The 20,419-nt window shown below is 73.5% G+C and carries 17 protein-coding genes; 7 read left to right on the forward strand and 10 right to left on the reverse strand.

All coding sequences use genetic code 11. The features are described 5' to 3' along the window. Positions 1 to 107: 107 nt before the first annotated feature. Complete coding sequence (locus tag AB0L21_RS38140; RefSeq protein ID WP_365788613.1) at positions 108 to 1,496, reverse strand: alkaline phosphatase PhoX; 1,389 nt, start codon at positions 1,494 to 1,496, stop codon at positions 108 to 110. A 198-nt stretch (positions 1,497 to 1,694) separates the two neighbouring features. Between AB0L21_RS38140 and AB0L21_RS38145 the strand changes: the two genes are divergently transcribed. Then, positions 1,695 to 3,986 carry a tetratricopeptide repeat protein gene (locus tag AB0L21_RS38145; RefSeq protein WP_365710702.1) on the forward strand — a complete coding sequence of 764 codons (2,292 nt, stop codon included), beginning with the start codon at positions 1,695 to 1,697 and terminating at the stop codon, positions 3,984 to 3,986. Between the two features lie 25 nt (positions 3,987 to 4,011). Here AB0L21_RS38145 and AB0L21_RS38150 read toward each other — a convergent pair whose 3' ends face one another. The 3 genes from AB0L21_RS38150 to AB0L21_RS38160 form a co-directional block, all read right to left on the reverse strand. Then, positions 4,012 to 5,013 carry a helix-turn-helix domain-containing protein gene (locus tag AB0L21_RS38150; protein ID WP_365788614.1) on the reverse strand — a complete coding sequence of 334 codons (1,002 nt, stop codon included), beginning with the start codon at positions 5,011 to 5,013 and terminating at the stop codon, positions 4,012 to 4,014. A gap of 91 nt (positions 5,014 to 5,104) precedes the next feature. Beyond that, complete coding sequence (locus AB0L21_RS38155; protein WP_365710700.1) at positions 5,105 to 5,974, reverse strand: LysR family transcriptional regulator; 870 nt, start codon at positions 5,972 to 5,974, stop codon at positions 5,105 to 5,107. A 133-nt stretch (positions 5,975 to 6,107) separates the two neighbouring features. After that, positions 6,108 to 7,349, reverse strand: coding sequence for an MFS transporter (locus AB0L21_RS38160; protein ID WP_365788615.1), 1,242 nt, complete (start codon positions 7,347 to 7,349; stop codon positions 6,108 to 6,110). 957 nt (positions 7,350 to 8,306) lie between these two features. On the opposite strand from AB0L21_RS38160, the gene AB0L21_RS38165 reads away from it, so the two are divergent. Beyond that, complete coding sequence (locus tag AB0L21_RS38165; protein WP_365710696.1) at positions 8,307 to 9,284, forward strand: alpha/beta hydrolase; 978 nt, start codon at positions 8,307 to 8,309, stop codon at positions 9,282 to 9,284. Here the strand turns inward: AB0L21_RS38165 and AB0L21_RS38170 are convergent. Continuing rightward, positions 9,167 to 9,922 (reverse strand): hypothetical protein, encoded by a 756-nt coding sequence (locus AB0L21_RS38170; RefSeq protein WP_365788616.1) that lies wholly within the window; start codon positions 9,920 to 9,922, stop codon positions 9,167 to 9,169. The two genes, AB0L21_RS38165 and AB0L21_RS38170, sit on opposite strands and share 118 nt — an antisense overlap. 274 nt (positions 9,923 to 10,196) lie before the next feature. On the opposite strand from AB0L21_RS38170, the gene AB0L21_RS38175 reads away from it, so the two are divergent. From AB0L21_RS38175 to AB0L21_RS38190, 4 genes are all read left to right on the forward strand, one after another. Further along, positions 10,197 to 10,922 (forward strand): alpha/beta hydrolase, encoded by a 726-nt coding sequence (locus AB0L21_RS38175; protein ID WP_365788617.1) that lies wholly within the window; start codon positions 10,197 to 10,199, stop codon positions 10,920 to 10,922. A 70-nt stretch (positions 10,923 to 10,992) separates the two neighbouring features. Next, positions 10,993 to 11,844 carry an alpha/beta hydrolase gene (locus AB0L21_RS38180; RefSeq protein WP_365710692.1) on the forward strand — a complete coding sequence of 284 codons (852 nt, stop codon included), beginning with the start codon at positions 10,993 to 10,995 and terminating at the stop codon, positions 11,842 to 11,844. A 101-nt stretch (positions 11,845 to 11,945) separates the two neighbouring features. Then, positions 11,946 to 12,593, forward strand: a complete 648-nt coding sequence (locus tag AB0L21_RS38185) for a DUF4232 domain-containing protein (RefSeq protein ID WP_365788618.1) — start codon at positions 11,946 to 11,948, stop codon at positions 12,591 to 12,593. A gap of 57 nt (positions 12,594 to 12,650) precedes the next feature. Continuing rightward, positions 12,651 to 13,295, forward strand: coding sequence for a TMEM175 family protein (locus tag AB0L21_RS38190; RefSeq protein WP_365788619.1), 645 nt, complete (start codon positions 12,651 to 12,653; stop codon positions 13,293 to 13,295). Positions 13,296 to 13,311: 16 nt separating this feature from the next. Here the strand turns inward: AB0L21_RS38190 and AB0L21_RS38195 are convergent, their stop codons facing one another. From AB0L21_RS38195 to mdlC, 3 genes are all read right to left on the reverse strand, one after another. Then, complete coding sequence (locus tag AB0L21_RS38195) at positions 13,312 to 14,571, reverse strand: aromatic acid/H+ symport family MFS transporter (protein WP_365788620.1); 1,260 nt, start codon at positions 14,569 to 14,571, stop codon at positions 13,312 to 13,314. An 87-nt stretch (positions 14,572 to 14,658) separates the two neighbouring features. Beyond that, a complete protein-coding gene (locus tag AB0L21_RS38200) occupies positions 14,659 to 16,113 on the reverse strand; it encodes an aldehyde dehydrogenase family protein (RefSeq protein ID WP_365788621.1) in 1,455 nt (484 codons plus the stop codon). Positions 16,114 to 16,166: 53 nt separating this feature from the next. Continuing rightward, complete coding sequence (gene mdlC / locus AB0L21_RS38205; RefSeq protein WP_365788622.1) at positions 16,167 to 17,747, reverse strand: benzoylformate decarboxylase; 1,581 nt, start codon at positions 17,745 to 17,747, stop codon at positions 16,167 to 16,169. Positions 17,748 to 17,842: 95 nt separating this feature from the next. Between mdlC and AB0L21_RS38210 the strand changes: the two genes are divergently transcribed. Beyond that, positions 17,843 to 18,772, forward strand: coding sequence for a LysR family transcriptional regulator (locus AB0L21_RS38210; protein ID WP_365788623.1), 930 nt, complete (start codon positions 17,843 to 17,845; stop codon positions 18,770 to 18,772). Between the two features lie 72 nt (positions 18,773 to 18,844). Here the strand turns inward: AB0L21_RS38210 and AB0L21_RS38215 are convergent, their stop codons facing one another. Both AB0L21_RS38215 and AB0L21_RS38220 read right to left on the reverse strand, forming a co-directional pair. Then, positions 18,845 to 20,086: a cytochrome P450 gene (locus AB0L21_RS38215; RefSeq protein WP_365788624.1), complete on the reverse strand. Its 1,242-nt coding sequence runs from the start codon at positions 20,084 to 20,086 to the stop codon at positions 18,845 to 18,847. Further along, a partial coding sequence (locus tag AB0L21_RS38220; protein ID WP_365788625.1) for an amidohydrolase family protein occupies positions 20,083 to 20,419 on the reverse strand: 337 nt, incomplete at its 5' end. The genes AB0L21_RS38220 and AB0L21_RS38215, both read right to left, overlap by 4 nt.

Below are 20,419 nucleotides of genomic sequence, written 5' to 3' on the forward strand. Positions count from 1 at the left end.
ACCCAAGTACATCCAGTACGAGGGCCGGGGCCCGGCACGCCGAGAGCACGCACCTGACGCCGCGCGGCCCGCCCTCCGGGCGGACGACGGGAGTTCGACGACAGGACCTAGCCGCGCCAGGGGCCGGTCACGGCGAACGTGGTGCCGGGCGTGTAGCAGTTGACGTACATCGTCTCGCCGTCGGCGGAGAAGGTGACGCCCGCGAACTCGCCCCACTCCGGCTCCTGCGCCGTACCGCCCGCCGCGGTGGCAGGTGTGATGGCCTGACGGCCCCGGGCCATCGGGTACACCTCGCCCGTGCGGGTCACGCCGAAGACGTGCTGGGCGCCGTTGCCGTCCTCGCACACCATCAGGCCGCCGCCGGGGGCGAGGCAGATGTTGTCCGGGGACTCGCCGGGCAGCTGCACATCGGTGTCCGGGCCGAACACGACGACGAGGGTCAGCCGGCGGCGCGCCGGGTCGTAGCGCCAGATCTGGCCGTAGTGGTCGGCCGCGGAGCCGTCCGCGCTGCGGGCGAAGGACGACACGAAGTACACACAGCTGCCGCCCCAGTAGCAGCCCTCCAGCTTCTGCGCGTGGGTGATGCCGCCGGGGCCGTAGTCCTGCAGCCGGGTGGGAGTGGAGGCGGCCAGCGGGTCGGGTACGTCCACCCACTCGATGCCGTCGAAGCGCGTTCCCGGCTCCTGGACCGGGGACAGGTCCGGGACGCCGGGCACCCGCATCGCCTGGAGCCGGCCGCCCGCGCGCAGCGAACCGACGCCGCCGAGCGGCTTGTCCGGCAGGAAGCGGTAGAAGAGGCCGAACGGCTTCTGGAAGGCGTCCTCGGTCTCGTAGACGATGCCGGAGCGCGGGTCGATCGCGACCGCCTCGTGCTGGAAGCGGCCCATCGCGGTCAGCGGGACCGCGCCCGTGCGGTGCGGGTCGGTGGGGTGGACCTCGAAGATGAAGCCGTGGTCCTTGGTGTAGCCGTTGGTGCCCGCCTTGTCCTCGGTCTCCTCACAGGTCAGCCAGGTGCCCCAAGGGGTGCGGCCGCCCGCGCAGTTGACGGCCGTACCGGCGATGGCGACCCGCTCGGACAGCACACGCTGGTGCGCGTCGAGCGTGAGCGCGGTACAGCCGCCCTTGCCGGCCGGGTCGTAGGTGAGGCCGCTGACGGTCGGGACCGGGATCGGCGCGGTGACGCGGTTCTCGTGGTTGCGGACGAGGTGGGTACGGCCCCCTCTGCCGGCGAAGGCGGCCATGCCGTCGTGGTGGGAGGGGACTCTGCCCTCTCCGGAGCGGAGCTGGTCGCCCTCGCGGGAGAGCACGGTGTAGCGGAAACCTTTCGGCAGGTCGAGCAGGCCGTTCGGATCGGACACGAGCGGGCCGTAGCCGGTGTGGCCCAGGTTCTGCGCGGCGGCGGTGCCCGCGAAGAGCTCGGACAGGGCCCCGGTGAAGGCGATGCCCGCTCCCAGGGCGCTCGCGCGGGCCAGGACCTGACGGCGTGTTGCAGACATGCGGCAGCAACCTTCCTGTTGGCGGACAGGAACTGTGATCCCGCTGTGTCTATCACCTGTCGCGGGCCACGGGAACCACGCCTGTACCACCTGTCACGTGTCGTGACGCACGACGATCACCTGACCGGCGGTGACGCCGACGGCCGGGCACACGGTATTAGAATGTTCAACCGTAGTCGGGGGAGGGAAAGGGCGGACATGTCCGCACACGAGGTCGCGTTCGGGCCGCTTCTGCGCTCACTGCGACGGGCGAAGTCGTTGACCATCGAGGCCCTGGCGGAGGCCTCCGGGGTCAGCGAGCGGGGCATCGGCGACCTGGAGCGCGGACGGCGCGCCGCGCCGCAACGGCGTACGGTGGCGGCGCTCGCGGACGGCCTCGGCCTGGACGACGCCGACCGGGAGCGGCTGCTCGCCGCCGCCCGCGCCGGACGCAGCCCCGGATACAGTCCCGTCGGCGTCCGCTCCTTCCCACGCGGCATCGACGACTTCGTCGGCCGCGCGGACGAGCTGGCCGGCCTGGAGGCGCTGGCCGAACGGCCCCGAGAGGACCGCGCCCCCGGGAAGGGCGGCGGCGTCACGGACGACCAGCCCGTCGTGGTCGTCATCCACGGACCGCCCGGCGCCGGGAAGACCACCCTCGCGCTGCGCGCCGCCCGCCGGCTCGCGGACCGCTTCCCGGACGGTCAGCTGATGGTCGACCTCAGGGGGATGGACGACAGCCCACCCGCCCCCGCCGAGCTGATGGTCCGGGTGCTCAAGGCCTTCGGCGTACCCGACCGCGACCTGGCCAAGACGGGACCGCAGGCCCACCCCGCCCTCTACCGGCAGGTCCTCGCCGACCGCCGCTGCCTGCTGGTGCTGGACAACGCCCGTGACGAGGCGCAGGTACGCCCGCTGCTGCCGGGCTCGGGCGGAACACTCGTCCTGGTGACCAGCCGCCGCATGCTCACCGGACTGGACGACGTGCACCGGCTGCCCCTCGGCCGGCTCGAACCCGCGGAGTCGGCCGCCTTCCTGACCTCCCTCGTCGGGGAGGCGCGCGCGACGGCCGAACCCGAGGCCCTGGAGGAGGTCGCCCGGCTCTGCGAGCACCTGCCGCTGGCCCTCCGGATCGCGGGCAACTGGCTGGCGACCCGCACGGGGTGGACCGTGCGCCGGCTCGCGGACCGGCTGGCGAGCGAGGAACGGCGGCTGGACACGCTCTCCGCCGGGGACGTACGCGTCGCGACCGCCTTCGACCTGTCCTATCGGCAGCTCACGCCCACGGCCGCCCGTCTGTTCCGGCGCCTGTCCCTGGTCCCCGGCCCGGACGTCGGCGCCGCCTGCGCCGCCCGGCTCACCGGCCAGGACGTCTACGACACCGAGGACACCCTGGAGGAACTGGTCGAGGCCGGCCTGCTCGGCAGCGCCGAGGACCGCTACCGGCTCCACGACCTGCTGTGCCTGTACGGCCGCTGTCGTCTCATCGCCGAGGACAGCGAGGCCGACGCCGAACGGGCCCGCCGGTCGATGTTCCGCTGGCTGCTGGAGACGGCCGTCGTGGCCGGCCGGTGGTACGAACCCGGCCACGGAGCCCCGCCCCCGTCCTGGCGCGGCACGGTGGACCTCTCCAGCGCCGACAAGGCCCGCGAGTGGCTCCAGGCCGAGGCCGCCAACTGGCTGGCGGCCCTGCACGCCGCCGCGGCGGACGGCGACCACGCCCTCGTCGTCGAGGTGGCCGAGTCCCTGCACTGGTTCTCCGACCAGTGGATGTTCTGGGGCCACTGGCCGGAGGTCTTCGGCACCGCCGCCCGGTCCGCCGAGGCGCTCGGCGACCCCCTGCTCGAAGCGACCCAGCTCAACTACTACGCCTGGGCCGTGCTGATCTGCGAGGGCCGGCCCCGGGACAGCCTCCCGTACGCCGCCCGCGCGCTGGCCGCGGCCCGGCGGGCCGGTGACGCCGCGCAGCAGGCGTGGGCGCACGCGTACGCCGCCTGGGCCCACCATGTGCTGGACGAGGACGGCCCGGCCGCCGAGCACAGCACCCACGCCGTCGCGTTGTTCGAGGCCGCCGATGACCTGCACGGCACGCTCCAGGCCCTGATGTCTTGTGCCATGCACCTGAAGGGCGCCGGGCGCGACGAGGAAGCGATCGAGGCCTACCGGCAGGTCCTGACCCGGCTGGACGAGGCCGGCGACCGCGTCGAACCGCACATCGCGGCCTTCACGCGGGGCAGCGCACTCGCGGGCCTCGGGAACTGCTACGGCCGCCTGGGGCGCTGGGAGGAAGCGGTGGCGCACCTGCGGACGTCGGTCCAGCTGTCCCGGACGGACGGCAACATCGGCCTGGAGAGCCGCTATCTCCTCTCGCTCGGTGACCTACTCCTCGAAGCCGGCCGTCCCGCCGAGGCCCGTGAGGCGTTCACGCGGTGCGTCGCCCTCGGCAGCGACGCGGACCCGCAACGGGTCGCCGAGGCCCGCTCCCGGCTCGCCCGCCTGGACGACGACTGACACCGCCCGCCGCCCCGCGTCGGCGTCAGGTGACGGTCAGGCCCGTCGGCTGCTCGTCCTCGCCCCGCTCCAGGTGCAGGGTGCGCCACTCCCGGGGGGAGAGCCCGTACGCGGCGCGGAACGCCCGGCTGAAGTGGGCGGGATTGACGAACCCCCAGCGCCGGGCCACCGCAGAGACGGTGGGCGTCACCCGTCCGCGACGGGCGAGTTCACGTCCGCACGCCTCCAGCCGCCGCTGCTGGATGAGACGGCTGACGGTGATGCCCTCGCCCTCGAAGAGCCGGTGCAGATAGCGCACGGATATGTGGTGCGCCCGGGCGATGGACTCCGGGGAGAGGGTGGGATCGCCGAGCTTGCGGTCGATGTGGGCGCGGACGCTGAGCACGAGATGGTCGCGGCCGTCGTCGGGGTCCCGTCGGGCCTGATCGGTGATCAGGGTGGCGAACAGGTCGACGACATGGCCGGCCAGCCGGTGCCCGACGGCCGCCGGGTAGGAGGGAGCCGAGTCGGCCAGCGTGGCGAGGAAGGGCCGCAGCACCGCGCCCAAGCCGTGTGCCGTGTCGATGGCGGTACCCGTGACCCGCCTGATGTCACTGTCCGAGACGCCCAGCACATGGCGCGGCAGCTGGAAGACATGGAGGGCGAACCGCTCCGGACAGGTGAAGGAGAACGGCCGCGTGGTGTCGTAGCACACCAGGTCGCCCCCGCCCATCTCGGCCCGCCGGCCGTCCTGGATGAAGGTGGCGGTGCCCGACACCTGGAGGCCGACCGCCACGAGGGCCTCCGGTGAACGCTCGATCAGGGCCGGCGTGCGGCTGACCCGTCCGGCGTCGGCCTCCATGCGCGAGACCCGCAGGTACCCGAGGGAGTGGGTGGCGATCCTGCCGTCGAACCGCTTGCCGTCGCGGGGGGCCACGACGACCGGGACCAGTGCCCTGCTCACCGCCTCGCCCCAGTAGGCGGCCTTCTCCTGATCCGGCACCGTGTCGGTCGTCAGCACCAGGCTCAACTGGCTCTCCCTTGGCATGCGTGGCACCGGGGCGCCGTACTGGTTCTGTCCCCCGACCAGCCAAGCAGCAGGCGGCGGGGACCACCAGGAAGAACGCAGGCAGAAAAGGTCAGGTGAAGTGCCGCCACAGCGCGGCGACCGCGGGTGACGCCTCACCCGGAGGGCGCACCAGCATGATCTTCCAGTGGGGTGCGTGGTGGCGGAAACTGTACGGGGTCAGGTCGGGGAAGCGGTTCGCGATGGACTGGGGCAGGATGCAGATCCCCAGGTCGTTGCGGACCAGCTCGGCCGCCGCCACGATGTCGTTCACCTCGAACGTCGTGGTGCGGTCGACGCCCGCGGCCCGGAAGGCGCGGTCCACCGAGTGGCGGATCGCCCAGCCCGGGCTGAAGTCCACCAGCGGCAGCCGGGCGGCATCGGTGAGGTCCACCTCACCCTGGGACGCCGTGGCCCCCACGACCCGGCGCGGCGACGCGACCAGCACCATCTCCTCCTGGGACAGCAGCCGGGTGGTCAGCCCGCGCTGCTGCTGGCGGTCCAGCGCCACCACGGCCAGGTCCACCGTGCCCTCGCGCAGCGCCTGCCGGATGTCGGCGACCGCCGCCTGCCGCAGCTGCACGCCGAGCCCCGGATGCTCCGCCCGCAGCGCGGCCAGGGCGTGGTGGAGCCCGGCCCATACCCCCTGCATCGTGCCCACCGTGATCCGGCCGCGCAGCTGCCCCCGCACCGCGTCGACCGCCTCCCGGGCGGCTTCCGCGGCCCGCAGGGCGGTGCGCGCCGCCGGTACGAACGCCTCGCCCGCCGGCGTCAGCGCGACGCGGTGCGTGGTGCGGTCGAAGAGGGGGGTGCCCAGCTCGCGTTCGAGTGCGCGGACCGTGCCCGACACCGCCGACTGCACCACGTGCAGCTGTCGCGCCGCCGCGGTGAAGCCGCCCGCGTCGGCCACCGCGACGACGACCTCCATCTGCCGCAGATCCATCGTGTGCTCCTTCGGGCGGGTGCGGGGGCGGTTGCCGCGGGGCGGGCCCGTGCCGCATCGTAGGTGCGCCTGACGGCGGGACGGCCCCGTCAGGCGCCTACGAGAGGAGTACCGGCCGGGCCGGTCGGCATCCTCAGTCGAGGTTCCCCGCGGCCGGGGTCCGCTGCGCCGCCCGGGGCCGCTCGAAGGCCCAGTAGACGAGCGCGGCCAGCGGGAGCGCGGCGCCCAGGACGGTGAGGGCGGCCCAGCCTCCGGCATGGTAGACCGTGGACCCCAGCTGGGAGCCGGCCGCGCCGCCGACGAAGAACATGGCGATGAAGGCGCTGTTCAGACGGGCCCGGGCGCCGGGGTCGAGCGCGTAGATGGTGTGCTGCCCCAGGATGAGCGTCGCCTGTACGGCCATGTCGATCAGGATCGCGGCCAGGGCTGTCAGCACGATGCTGTGTCCGCCCAGACCCGCGAGCACGAACGCCAGCGCGGCGACCACGAACGCGGCACCGGTCATGGGACGCGTCAGCCCGCGGTCGGCCCAGTGCCCGGCGAACGGGGCCACCGCCGCACCCGCCGCGCCCACGAGCGCGAAGATGCCGACGCCGACCGGCGAGTAGTGGAAGCGGGGGCCGGTCAGGACGAAGGAGACCGTGGTCCAGAACGCGCTGAACGCACCGAACATCGCCGCCTGGTACAGCCCGCGGCGCAGCAGCGCGGGATGCGTGCGCACCAGCTGGACCGTGGAACGCAGCACGTGGTGGTACGGGACGGAGGTGGTGGGGGCGTGGTCGGGGAGAGCGGCGCGCAGCGCCACCGTGAGGACGGCCATCAGGGCGGCGGAGCCGAGGAAGACCACCCGCCAGCCGGCGACGTCGGAGACCAGACTGCTGAGGGTCCGGGAGAGCAGGATGCCGGTGAGGAGACCGCTCATGACCCGGCCGACGACCCGGCCCCTGGCATGGTCCGGGGCGAGGCTGGCGGCGAAGGGCACCAGGATCTGGGCCACCACCGAGGTGGCACCGCTGACCAGCGCGGCGATCAGCAGGACGGGGAAGCTCGGGGCCAGACCCGCCACCACGAGGGCGGCCGTCGTGACGATCAGCAGGACGGAGACCAGATTGCGCTTCTCCAGCCGGTCGCCGAGCGGCACCAGGAAGATCATCCCGAGGACGTAGCCGATCTGGGTCAGAGTGATCAGCGTGCCGGCGGTGGCCGTGCTGATCCCGAACACGTCGCTCAACGACGACAGCAGCGGCTGCGCGTAGTACAGGTTGGCGACCGTCATCCCGGACGCGACGGCCAGGAGCGCGACCAGCCCGCCGGGCACGCCGTGCGCCTCCTTCGTGGAGTCGGCCCTACGGCGGAGATCACGTGGTGTGGACATGTGCACCTTCTTTCGTCATGGAGGCACAACGACCCGGCCGCCGGCCGCCTTCCTCACCTGGCGCGATCCTTCGGGATGTCAGTCATCTCGTACGGAGATGACCGTGCCTAGGTCCTGTCGTCAAACTCCCGTCGTCCGCCCGGAGCGCGGCAGAGGGGAGTTTGACGACAGGGCCTGGGGTCGGGGCCCGACCCTAGGCACGGGTGCCCGGTGCTTCTTGCCGCGCGACGCACGCGACGATGCCTCACCGCGCACGGCTCATGACCCTGTCCGCACGGAACGCCGGACGGCCTCCTCGGCGCTGCCGAGCCGCTCCAGGCAGGGCGACCCTGGTACGGGGAGACGGCACCGCGGCCTGCCGTCCGGACGACATCCTCGTCTGCGGGCGCTCAGCGCCGACGGCCCCGTGGCGCCCCTGCTCGGCCCCCGCTGCGGTCGTTCCTCGACATCCTGGCCGCGTACCCGCCGACGACGGCTCTCCGTGCGGCCACCACGGTCACCGGGTTCGCCGGCTCGCTCGCGGCACAGGACGCGGCGGGCGCCGGACCCGCGTCCGGACCGGGACAGGAGCACCGGGAACTCCTCCGGCGCGAGCCTGCCTACGTCGACGCGCGTCTGTGGGACCGCACGCTGACCCCACCACCGTCGCCGCGGCCCAGCACAACTCGGTCCGCTCTCTCCACGAGCTCTTTCGAGGGCAGGGCAGCACCACCGGCCGGTGGATCGAGCACCGCCGCCTGGAGGAGGGGACGGCTGCCTCGAAACTGTGCACGCAGCGGCAAGTATCCGTAGCACGGTGCCGCCCGCATCCCGTTCGCCGCGCCCTAGGCTGGGTAGCCGTGTCGGTGGAGCCGCCTCCGGCGCCGCACGCCTGCCTGCCCGGCCGCGGGGGAGGGGCCGGCACCCTTTCCGACGGCCCGGTCCTTCGAACGGCCGGGCCCCCGCGCAGGAGTTCTCTTGCAAGACGACGTTCCCGCCCCCGGGGCCGCGCCGGTCCTGGAGCGTCTGACACGCGCCTTCGTCGAGACGTACGCACTGCCCGCGTCCTCGGATCCGGACGTGGCCGGCGCCAAGGCGCGGATGGCGTCCTTGTGGACCGGTGACGGCGGTGACGAGCCGGACATCGACGAGGAGTGGCTGGCCCTGCCGGGCGGCGACGGCCACCGCGTCCGGGTGCGCATCCTCCGCCCCGCCGGCAGTGACGAAGCGCTGCCGGTGGTGCTCTACCTGCACGGCCTGGGCTGGATGCTGACCGACGCGTACGCGCACCGGCACCTGGTGACGGACCTCGTCCTCGGAGCGGACGCCGCCGTGGTCATCCCGGAGTACGACGCGCCGGACGACGTCCGCTATCCGGGAGCCGTCGAGCGGGCGTACACCGTGGCCCGGTGGATCGCCCGGCACGGCTCGGGATACCGGCTGGACGGCAGCAGGATGGCCGTCGTCGGTGCCAGCGCGGGAGCCCAGCACGCCGCCTCGCTCGCCCTCCTGGCGCGGCAGCGCGGTGGCCCGGCCCTCCGGCACCAGGTGCTGCTCTGCCCGGTGACCGACGCCGCGATGGACACCCCTTCCTACGACCAGTTCGCCGACGGCTACTTCCTCAGCCGCGCGGCGATGCGCGACTACTGGGAGCAGTACGCACCGGACCCACGGATCCGCGCGCACGACACCGTCTCCCCGCTGCGCGCACCCACCCGGTCGCTGCGGGGCCTGCCGCCGACGCTCGTCCTCACCGCGGAGGCGGACGTGCTCCGCGACGAGGGCGAGGCCTACGCCTCCCATCTGAGGGAGGCGGACGTCCCCGTCGTGTCCATCCGCTACCACGGGACGATCCACGGCTTCGTGCTCTTCGACCCGCTCCGCGGCACCGACGCCTCCCGGGCGGCCCGCATCCAGGTGACGGACACCCTGCACACCGCGCTGCACTGCGCCTGACCCGCCCGCCCAGGGACCGCCGGTGCGCGCGGCGGCGCGTCCCGCCGGGGCTGCATGAGCCGCTGCTCCAGGCTGCGCCCGGCCTCGCTGAGCAGCACGTACCGCCGCCGTACCGGGATCGCGTGCTTCGCCGCGATCCGCTCGGGTGTCAGACCGCGATCCCGGAGACGGCGACGCGCGCGGGTCATGATCCGGGTGAGCGGGGTGTCGTCCATGACGGACCGGACCGGGGGGGACTCCTCGGCGTGCGCGGCCGACACGAGCAGGGCGCGGACCGGATCGGTGGACGCGGACGCCAGGTGCCGCGCGCCGGGGCCGGCTTCCAGGCCGTCCGGATCGCGCCACACCTCGCGCAGCTGAGTCAGGACCAGGTCGTGCGCGCGCAGCCGTTCCGCCGCCCGCACCACGTCCACCGGCAGGCCGGGCCGGGGCATGTCGAACGTCGTCGGCTGGGACGCCCCGTCGCCGGACCTGCCGTACACGCGAGGCGACCGCTCGTGGACGACGCAGGTGTCGTCCGGGCCCAACAGCCCCTGCGGGCCGGCGGCTTCGGCCCGGTGCACGCCCTCGGGCTGGAGCGGGACGGAGTCGGCCGGGTCGCTCCGGTGGTGACGGATGTGCCGTTCCGCGCGCCGCACCCCGAAGCCGGAGTTCCCCCGGACGGGCCGGCGGCCGGCGAGCGCGCACAGGCCACAGATGGTGCACAGACAGTCAATCCGCCCCCTCGCGCCCGCCCTAAGGTCTCGGACGTACCGGTGGTTTCGCCCACGGCGTGGTGGCGCGCTCCGCGCACGAACCGGACCACTGACCTGTCCGGACGTCTCGCGGCCCCGGCACCCACCCACGGGCCACCCACCCGCCCGGCAGCCGGGCGCGGGCCGGCACCCACCCCAGCGACCAGGGAGTTTCCCCATGTCCCGTACCGACGGACCGACCGTCGTCCTCGTCCACGGAGCCTTCGCCGACGCCTCCAGCTACGCGGAGGTCATCCCCCGGCTGATCGCCCGTGGCTTCGACGTCGTCGCCCCGGCCGTGCCCAACCGCAGCCTCATCGGGGACGCCGCCTACGTCGCCGCGATCGTCCGTCAGATCCCCGGCCCCGTCGTTCTGGTGGGCCACTCCTACGGCGGCGCCGTCATCACGGTCGCCGGGACCGAGGACAACGTCAGAGCCCTGGTCTATCTCGCCGGTTACGCCCTGGAGGAGGGCGAGAGCCTCGGCGAGCTGCAGGGCCGCTTCCCCGACTCCGACCTGGCCGCCGCCCTCGTCTACACCCCGTTCCCGATCGAGGGTCCGGACCGGACCGGGACCGACGTGTCGGTCCAGCCCGACAACTTCCCGGCCATCTTCGCCGCCGACGTCGACCCCCGCCTCGCCTCCGCCCTCGCCGTGTCCCAGCGCCCGCTGGCCGCGCAGGCCTTCGCCGAGGCGGCCCCGGCCGCGGCCTGGAAGACCAAGCCGTCCTGGGGGCTGGTGGCCTCCGCCGACCACACCATCAACCCCGACGTGGAGCGCTACGGCTACCGGCGGGCCGGCATGACCACCGTCGAGGTGGACTCCTCCCACCTGGTCATGCTCGCCCACCCCGAGCGGGTCGTCCGCCTGATCGAGGACGCCGTCCGGGCCACCTCCCGCTGACCACGACCGCACCCATCCGCCCGGCCCTCGCCCCGCGGCAGCCAGCCCCTCCCCTGACAGAGAGCGAACGATGAACCCACCGATCTCGCGCCGTACCGTGACCACGTCCCTCCTGGCCGGCGCCGCCGCCCTGGGCACCGCCGGGATCGCGCACGCCGCGCCGGCCGCCGCCGGCCGTCCGGCCACCGGACACGGCCGCCCGGCCGACCCCACCATCGTCCTGATCCACGGCGCGTTCGCCGACGGCTCCAGCTGGCGCGCCGTCGTCCAGCGCCTGCTGCGGCAGGGCCACCGGGTGCTGGCGCCCGCCCTGCCCCTGCGCGGACTGGCGAGCGACGCCGCCTACATCCGCAGCGTCCTGGAGAGCGTCAGCGGACCGATCGTCCTGGTCGGGCACTCCTACGGCGGCGCCGTCATCAGCCAGGCCGCGGCCGGCCTCCCGCGCGTCAAGGCGCTGGTCTACATCGCCGCCTTCGTCCCCGAGATCGGGGAGAGCGCCCTCCAGCTCACCGGCAAGTTCCCCGGCAGCACCCTGGGACAGGCGACCGTCACCCAGCACTACCCGCTGCCCGACGGCGGCCAGGGCGAGGAACTCGTCATCAGGAAGGACCTCTTCCGCAACCAGTTCGCCGCCGGTGTCCCCGTGCCGACCGCCCAGGTCATGGCCGCGGGCCAGCGCCCGATCACCCTGGCCGCACTGCAGGAACCGGCCACCGCCGCCGCGTGGAAGAAGATCCCCAGCTGGTACCTCGTGGCCACCGAGGACCGCAACATCCCGCCGGCCGCCGAACGCTGGATGGCCGAGCGCGCCCACGCCCACACCGTCAGCGTCCGCGCCCCGCACGCGGTGTCCGTGAGCGACCCCGGCCCCGTCACCGACCTGATTCTGCGCGCGGTCCGGTCCGTCCGTTCCGGCCACTGACCCCACCCGCCGCCCGTTCCGCGCCGGCCCCGGGCCGGCGCACACACCTGCCACGGCGCCCGTGAGCCCCGAGCGTCCGTGAGCCCCGAGGAAGAAGCACCATGACGCCCCGTCGCATCCTGCCCGCCGTGCTCGCCTGCTGCGCCGTGCTGACCGCGTGTACGAGCCACAGCGCGGACGGCGCCTCCGAGGGCGCCCCGTCCGTGTCCGGCGCCCCCACCCGTACGCCGGCGGCGACCGCCCCGGGGTCCGCCGCCGGCGGCACCTCCGGCACCGCGGAGCCCACCGGCACCGGTACAGGGGCACCGTCGCCCGCCGCACCGGCACCGAAACGCTGCCGCACCTCCGACCTGAAGGCGTCCCTCGGCCCCAACCACCCCGGGGCCGGGCAGGAGAACTTCGCCCTCGTGCTGACCAACCGGTCCCCGCGCACCTGCAGCCTGTACGGCTTCCCGGGCGTGGCGTTCGTCGACGCGGCGGGCGAAGCCGTCACCCCGGACCCCGAGCGGGCCACCGACCAGCGGCGACAGCGGGTGACGCTCGCCCCCGGGGCCGCCGCCTGGTCGGCGCTGAGCTACACCGACCCGGCGGTCACCGGCGTCACCACCGTCACGCCGCGAGCCCTGCTGGTCACCCCGCCCGACGAGACCACCTCGCTCTCGGTCCGATGGACCGGCGGCAAGGTCTCCAACACGGGAAAGGCGTCCGTCCCCCGGGTGAGTCCCCTCAGGCCGGGCAGCGGGGCCTGAGCACCCGTCCCGGCCCCACCCCCGTCCCGTTGTGATCACGCACGTTCAGGAGCCAGTGTGTCCCGCACCCGCCTCCGCGGTTTCTCCCGGTCCGACACCACCCGCGCGGAGGCCTTCAGCGACGGCGTGCTGGCCATCGCCGTCACGCTGCTGGCCCTCGGGCTCGCCGATCCACCGCACCGGCCGGGCGGCCTCGGCCACGCGCTGCTGGCGCAGTGGCCCGCCTACCTCGGCTACCTGGCCTCCTTCGGATATGTGTCGGTCATCTGGCTCAACCACCACCAGGCCTTCGTGCGGGTCCGCGTGATGGACCGAGGGCTGCACGCCGCGAATCTGCTGCTGCTGTTCAGCACGGCGGCGCTGTCGTTCCCCACCTCGGTCGTCGCGGACGCGCTCCAGGCGGACCCCGCCGGTTCCGACGCCCGGGTCGCCGTCGCCCTCTACGCCGCACTGGCGGCGGTGATGTGCCTGAGCTGGGTGGCCTTCTACCACCAACTGGCCCGCCGTCCCGAGCTGTTGGCCCCGGACGTGGAGAGCACGTACGTACGGCACGGCCGCCTGCGCTCCTGGGCGGGAGCCCTGGCGTACGGCGCCGCCGGGCTCCTCGGCGTCCTCGTCGCACCGCTGGTGGCCGTCGCCGTCTTCGTCGTGCTCCCGGTGTTCTACTTCATCACCAGCGAAGGGCTCCCCGAGGGACGGTGAACGCAACGCGGCTCCGTCAGGCGGTGGGCTCGGTGGTGGCTTCCTGCGGGGGCCGGGCCGGGAGGGTGAGCACGGCCAGGAAGGCCAGGACGGCCACCGTGGCGAAGAAGTAGAAGCCCCAGGGATGGCCGATCCCGGCGGACACCAGGGCGCCGGTGACCGACGGGCCGACGATGGAGCCGATGCGGCCGATGCCGGACGCGGAACCGAGCGCGGTGCCACGGACGGACGCCGGGTAGAAGTGCGTGACGTAGGCGTAGACGAGCACCTGCGCCGAGAACACGAACACGCCGGTGAGGAAGACGACGGTGTCGAGCAGCAGGTCGCTGTCCATCTTGACGCTGAGACAGGCCAGCATGCCCACCGAGACCGCGAACCAGCCCAGCGTGGTGAGCTTGATGCCGCGCCGGTCGGCCACGAAACCGCCCAGCACCAGGCCGGCCACACCGCCGACGTTCAGTACGAGGAGCTGGGTGACGGCCGTGGGGACGGGGTATCCGGCGTCGTTCATGAGCTTGGGCAGCCAGGTGTTGAGGCCGTAGACCAGCAACAAACCCATGAACGAGGCGACCCAGATCCCGATGCCGGCCCGGAGGTAGGCCGGCTTGAGGAGTTCGGCGAACGGAACGCGCTCGGCGCCCGGTGCCTCCTTGGCGCGGACGAACGCCTCCGACTCCGGCAGACGGAACCACTGGACCACCGCGACGACCAGTCCGGCGACGCCGAGGACGTAGAAGAGGACCTCCCAGTCGTCGGTCACCCGCAGCGCCAGGAGCGACGTGATCACGGCGCCGGTGTGGTAGCCGGTCATGGTCAGCGTGCTGGCGCGCGCCCGCCGGTCCGCCGGCATGTGTTCGGCCATCATCGTCAGGGACACGGGCATGCACGCGCCGAGCCCCAGACCGGCTGCGAGGCGGAGCAGCGCGAACGTCGTGACCGAGCCGGCGAGCGGCACCAGCAGGGTGAAGACCGAGAACAGCACCACCGAACCGATGAGCAGCAGGCGCCGGCCCAGCCGGTCGGCCAGCGGACCGACCAGCACCGCGCCGATGGCGACGCCGACGAGCGACAGCGTGGCGACGGTGGTCGCGTCCCCCGCTGTCATGCCGAGGTGACGCGTCTTGAGCAGGGTCGGGATGATGGCGCCGAGGACGACGAGGTCGTAGCCCTCCAGCAGGACGGTGATCCAGCACAGGACCACCGTCCAGAGGTTGCGTCCGGCGGTGCCGGTCCCGGCGGTGGTGCCGGACGCGTTGGACGAGGCGATGGATGCCATGGCGATGTTCCCCCTGTGAGCGGCTGCGGGAGACGGAGATGGGGAGCGTGCTGTGCGGTGGTGCTGAGGGTGGTGCCGAACTCCGGTTCAGAACGGGTACGCGGCGATGTCCGGCCGCACGGTGAGCCACTGTGTCTCGGTGAACGCCTCCATGTTGGCGGCTGCTCCGCCGAACCGGGAACCGGTGCCCGACGCCTTGACCCCGCCGAAGGGCGCGTTGGGCTCGTCGCTGACGGTCTGTTCGTTGATGTGGACCTTGCCGGAGTCGATCCGGTCGGCGAGCTTCATCGCCGTACCGACGTCACCGAGGATGCCGACGGACAGCCCGTACTCGCAGTCGTTGACGATCCGCGCGGCCTCCTCCGGCGTGGAGAAGCCGATGACGGGGGCGACCGGTCCGAAGATCTCCTCGCGCCACGCCGGCATGTCGGTGGTCAGGCCGGTCAGTACGGTGGCGCGGTACCCGGCGCCCACGATCTCGCCGCCCGCGGCCAACGTCGCGCCCGCCGCGACGCTCTCGGTGACGATGCCGTGCACCCGCTCCAGCTGCGCCCGGTCGATGATCGGGCCGAGCGCCACGTCCTCCCGGGCGGGATCGCCGACGGGCAGCGCCCGGGCCTTCGCGGCGAGCGCGGCGGTGTACTCCGCCAGCAGGGACTCGTGCACGATGTGCCGGCCGGTCGTCATGCAGATCTGCCCCTGGTGCAGATACGAGCCGAACGCACCGGCCGAGGCCGCCTTGCCGACATCGGCTCCGGGCAGCACCACCAGGGCGTTGTTCCCGCCCAGTTCGAGGTGGGCCCGCTTGAGCAGACGGCCGGCCCGCTCGCCGATCGCCCGCCCCACCGGCGTGGACCCGGTGAACGAGACGACCCGCACCTCGGGGGCCTCGACGACCGCCTGTCCGACCGAGCCGTCACCGGGGAGCAGATGCAGCACACCGGAGGGCAGCCCGGCCTCCTCGAAGACCCGCGCGATGACGACACCACCGCTCACCGCCGTACGCGGATCGGGCTTGAGCAGCACCGCGTTGCCCAGCGCCAGCGCGGGAGCCACCGAACGCAACCCCAGGATCAGCGGGAAGTTGAACGGTGCGATCACGCTCACCACCCCGGCCGGGCGGCGGCGCGCGAACGACCAGCGGGGCTCCTCGGACGTCAGCACCTCACCCTGCGGATACGTCGGCAGCGCCACGCACTCGAAGCACTCGCCCCGCGCCAGCCCCACCTCGAAACCCGCCTTGGCCCGGACCGAGCCCGCCTCCCGCACCAGCCAGTCCTCGATCTCGGCGGCGTGCTCGGTGAACAGTTCGCCCGCGCGGCGCAGTACGGCCGCCCGTGCCTGCGCAGGGGTGGCCGCCCAGGCCCGTTGCGCCTCGGCGGCCCGGGCGGCGGCGCGGCCCGCGTCCTCGGCCGTGGCCAGGCCCACGGTGCCGAGCCGGGCCCCGGTCGCCGGCTCGACGACCGGCTGCTCGCGGGAGGCGTCCTTCCAGCCGTCGCCGAAAAGCTTCTTGCTCCAGACGTCGCTGTCCAGGAGTGTCATCGGATTCCCTTCGTGAAGCCGCCGCGAAACGGGGGCTCGCGGTCGGAGCGTGCTCAGGAGGGCGTGGTGAGTTCTGTGTCGACCTGGACGAGCCGGGGGCCGTCCGGGCGTTCGGCCAGGACCGCCCGCAACTCGTCCACGCCGTCGGCGTGCAGGGCGGGCACCCCGTAGCCCTCCGCGATACGGGTGAAGTCCAGGCCCGGGATGTCCAGGCCCGGCGCGTCCGGCACGCCGAGGAGGCCGCCGAACCAGCGCAACGCGCCGTACGTCCCGTTGCGCAGCAGCACCACGGTGAGCGGAACCCGGTGCTGGGCGGCCGTCCACAGCGCGGTGATGCCGTAGTTGGCCGAGCCGTCCCCGATCACCCCCACGACCGGCCGGCCGGGCTGGGCCATGGCCACCCCGACCGCGCCGGGCAGCCCGAACCCGAGACCGCCGGCCGCCGGGAAGTAGTAGGAGCCGGGCCGGCGCAGATCCATCTGACGCCACCACGAGGAGTTGGTCGAGGTCGACTCCACCACGTACGCGGTGTCGGCGGGCAGTTCGTCCCGCAGGGCCGCGAAGACCTCCTCGGGATGCAGACGCGGCCCCTCCGCGGAGCGCGGCGCCGGCACGGGCCGGTAGTCGTCCCGGGGCGCCTCGGACGCGTCGAGCGCCCTCGCCAGCAGCTCGATCACCGCGCCGGGGTCGGCGACCAGCGCCTCGCCCATCGGCGCCCGCGCGGCGGCGGACGCGTCCTGCGTCACCTGGATCAGCCGGGTGCCCGCCGGCAGATACCGCCCGGGGAGATGTTCGTGGTAGCGGAACACCGGGGCGCCGAGGACCAGCACCAGATCATGGCCCTCGAAGGCCTGGCTGATCGGCTCGATGCCGGCGGGGAGCACACCGCGGAACAGCGGGTGGCGGTTGGGGAAGGGCAGCCGGAAGAGCGAGGGCGCCGCCCACACCGGGCCGCCCAGCCGCTCGGCCAGCCGTACCGCGGCGTCGAAGCAGCCGGCCGTGTCGATGTCACCGCCCAGGACCAGCGCGGGCCGCCGGGCGCCGGCCACCGCCTCGGCCAGCCGGTGCCCCTGCTCGCCGCCGGGCACCGCCGCGCGCTCGACCCGCCGGTCCAGCACGGCCGACGCGTTGGCGCCCGCGTCGGCCGCCCAGTCGTCGTACGGGACGGAGAGGTAGGCCGGCCGGCGCTGCAACCGCGCCTCGAAGACGGCCTGGGCGAGCGCGCGCGGCACATCCTGGGCGCACGCCGGTTCGGCGGCCCAGCCGACGAGCGGCCTCATCAGCGCCGGGGCGTCGACGTTGGCGAGGTTGGCCTCCGGCCCGATGGCCGGCCGCACCTGCTGACCGGCCACGATCACCAGGGGCGTGCGCGAGGCCACCGCGTTCGTCAGCGCCCCCATCGCGTTGCCGGAGCCGGAGGCGGCGTGCAGGTTGACCAGCACGGGCCGGCCCGTCGCCTGGGCGTAGCCGTCGGCCATGCCCACGACGGCACCCTCGTGCAGGCCCAGGACGTACCGGAATCCGTCGGGGAGGCCTGCGAGGAAGGGCAGCTCGTTCGAACCGGGGTTGCCGAAGACGGTGGTCAGCCCCTGGCGCTCCAGGAACTGATGGGCGATGCGGCGCACGGACGGCACAGGCGTTCCTTTCGGAAGTGACGCAGCACACGCTAGGGAGCGCGCGACCTGGCCACCAATAGATGTTGACGCGCCGCGATATAGACTCGATCGATATGGGCAGCTTCGATCTCAACCTCGCCCGGGTCTTCGTGCTGCTCTACGAGACGGGCAGCGTCACCGCCACCGCCGAGACCCTCCACGTCACCCAGCCCACGGTCAGCTACAGCCTGGCCAAACTCCGCCGGCACTTCGACGACGACCTCTTCCGCCGCACCGGCCGCGGCCTGACCCCGACCGCCGGCGCCCGCCGCCTCTACGAGCCGCTGCAACGCGCCCTGGCCGACATCGACGGCGCGATCCGCCAGGGCGACGACTTCGACCCCGCGACCATGGCGGGCCGCTTCACCCTCGCCCTGTCCGACCTCGGCGAGGTGACCCTGCTGCCCCGCCTCGTCGCGGCGGCCCGCGCACGCGCCCCCCGGGTGTCCTTCACCGTCCGCGCCCTGGACGTCGACGACGCCGAGGCTCAGCTGCGCCGCGGCGAACTCGACGCCTTCGTCGCCACCCCCGTCCTGACCTCCCACCGCACCGTGCGCATCCCGCTCTTCCACGAGCGCTACGTCGGCATGGTCGCCGCCGACCACCCGCGCATCCGGGGCGCGTCCGTCACCCTGGCCGAGCTGGCGGCCGAGCACCACGCCACGGTGTACGGCCCCAGTGGTCACGTCGTCCCCCGGTCCGTGCTCGCCACCCACGGGCTCCTGGACCGCGCGGCCGTGGACGCCACCCGCTTCTCGATGCTGCCGTACCTGCTGGAGGGGACCGACCTGATCGCGATCGTCCCCGAGTACGTCGGGGAGGTCTTCACCGCCTCCCACCGCCTGCGCCTGGTACGCCTGCCCTTCGAGACCGAGCCGATCGAGGTCGCGCTCTACGCCCGGCACGAGGCCTCCCGCAGCCCGTCCCAGCGCTGGCTCGTCCAGTTCATGGCGGAAATCCTGGGCGAACGGGTCAGCCCGGCCCAACTGCCGCCCAGCGCCTAGGTCTTCAGGTGCGCCGCCGCCCGGCCGGTCACGCCGGCCGGGCGGCGGGGGCCTGCCGCGTGCGGCTGCCGTTCACCCCGCGGGATCGAGGACGACCGGCAGCTGAGCCAGGCCCCGGAAGGCCGGGAACGGGACCTCCAGCCACCGCGGTTCACCGGCGGGGTCGGCCAAAGTCATCCGGGGGAACCGGTCGAACAGGCGGGTGAGGGCCAGCTGCGTCTCCATCCGGGCCAGCGGGGCCCCCAGACAGTAGTGGCTGCCGTGGCCGAAACCGAGATGGGCGTCCTGCGCGTTGCCCGGCCGCCGCACGTCCAGCTCGTCCGGCGCGTCGAACTTCAGCGGGTCGCGGTTGGCCGAGCTGAGCGCGATCTGGACCAGGGCGCCCTTGGGGATCAGTGTCCCGCTGTACTCCACGTCCTCGGTCGCGTAGCGGAACGTCGCGCTCTCGACGGAGCCGTCGTAGCGCACCAGTTCCTCGACCGCCGCACGGATCAGCTCAGGCTCCTCCCGTACGGCGCGCAGCTGGGCGGGATGGGACAACAGGTGGTGGACGGCGTTGCCGATCAGGTACGCGGTCGTCTTGTGACCCGCGAACATCAGCAGGAACGCCGTGGAGACCAACTCGCTCTCCGTCAGCCCGCCGTCGTTGTCGCGGGCCGCGATGAGCGCGCTGAGCAGATCGTCACCCGGACGCCCCCGCTTAGCGGTGATCAGGTCCGTGAAGTAGGCGTGCAGGTCCTCCTCCGCCTGCTGCTGGGCCCGCTTGGCCTCCTCGCCGAAGCCGGTCTGCGCCACCGTGGTGGACAGGTGCTGCATCCGCGCGCGGTCCCCGGGCGGCACGCCCAGCAGGTCGCAGATCACGATGATCGGCAGCGGGAACGCGAACACGGGCAGCAGGTCGAAGCGCTCCCGGGCCGGGCACTCGTCCAGCAGGCTCTGGACGATCTCCTCGATCCGCGGTCGCAGCGCCTCCACGCGCCGCGGGGTGAACGCCGAGTTGACCAGCCGGCGCAGCCGGGTGTGCTTCGGCGCGTCGGAGTTGAGCATGTTGTCGTCCAGCGCGACGGACGAGTCACCGAAGATCCTCCGGTAGGCGTCCATGGCCCCGTACATGTCCTTGCTCAGCCGCGGATCCGACAGGGCGGCCCGCGCGTCGTCGTACCGGGTGATCAGATACGTCTCGTTGCCGTGCGGCGGTCTCATGGGGCAGACGGGCGCCGCTGTGCGGAGATGGGCGTAGACCGCGTGCGGATCGCGGCGGAACTCCGGGGTGCACCGCTCGGCCGCGGCGACGGCGTCTTGCGTGGTGGTCACGGACGACTCCTGAGGTCGAAGAGGGTCTGGGCGTTGCCGCCGAGGATGAGCCGCTGGGACGCCTCGTCGACCGGCAACTTCTCGATCATGTGGATGAAGTCCTCCAGCGGCGCGGCGATCGGCGGCGAGTCGGTGCCGAACAACATCCGTTCGGGGCCCAGCACTTCGGCGTTCAGGCTCAGGTGCGCGGCGCTGAACGGGCTGGTGTCGACGTACATGCGCCGCAGTGCGGCGGCCGGGTCGGCGGCGGGCCGCACGGCCTTGGCCGCCGGCTCCTCGGCCGCCCGGGCCTTCGCCTTCGGCGGAGCGGAGTCGCGCGGACCGGCCTCGTGC

It is taken from the genome of Streptomyces sp. NPDC052721, assembly GCF_040678315.1.
In the GTDB taxonomy this organism is placed as follows: domain Bacteria; phylum Actinomycetota; class Actinomycetes; order Streptomycetales; family Streptomycetaceae; genus Streptomyces.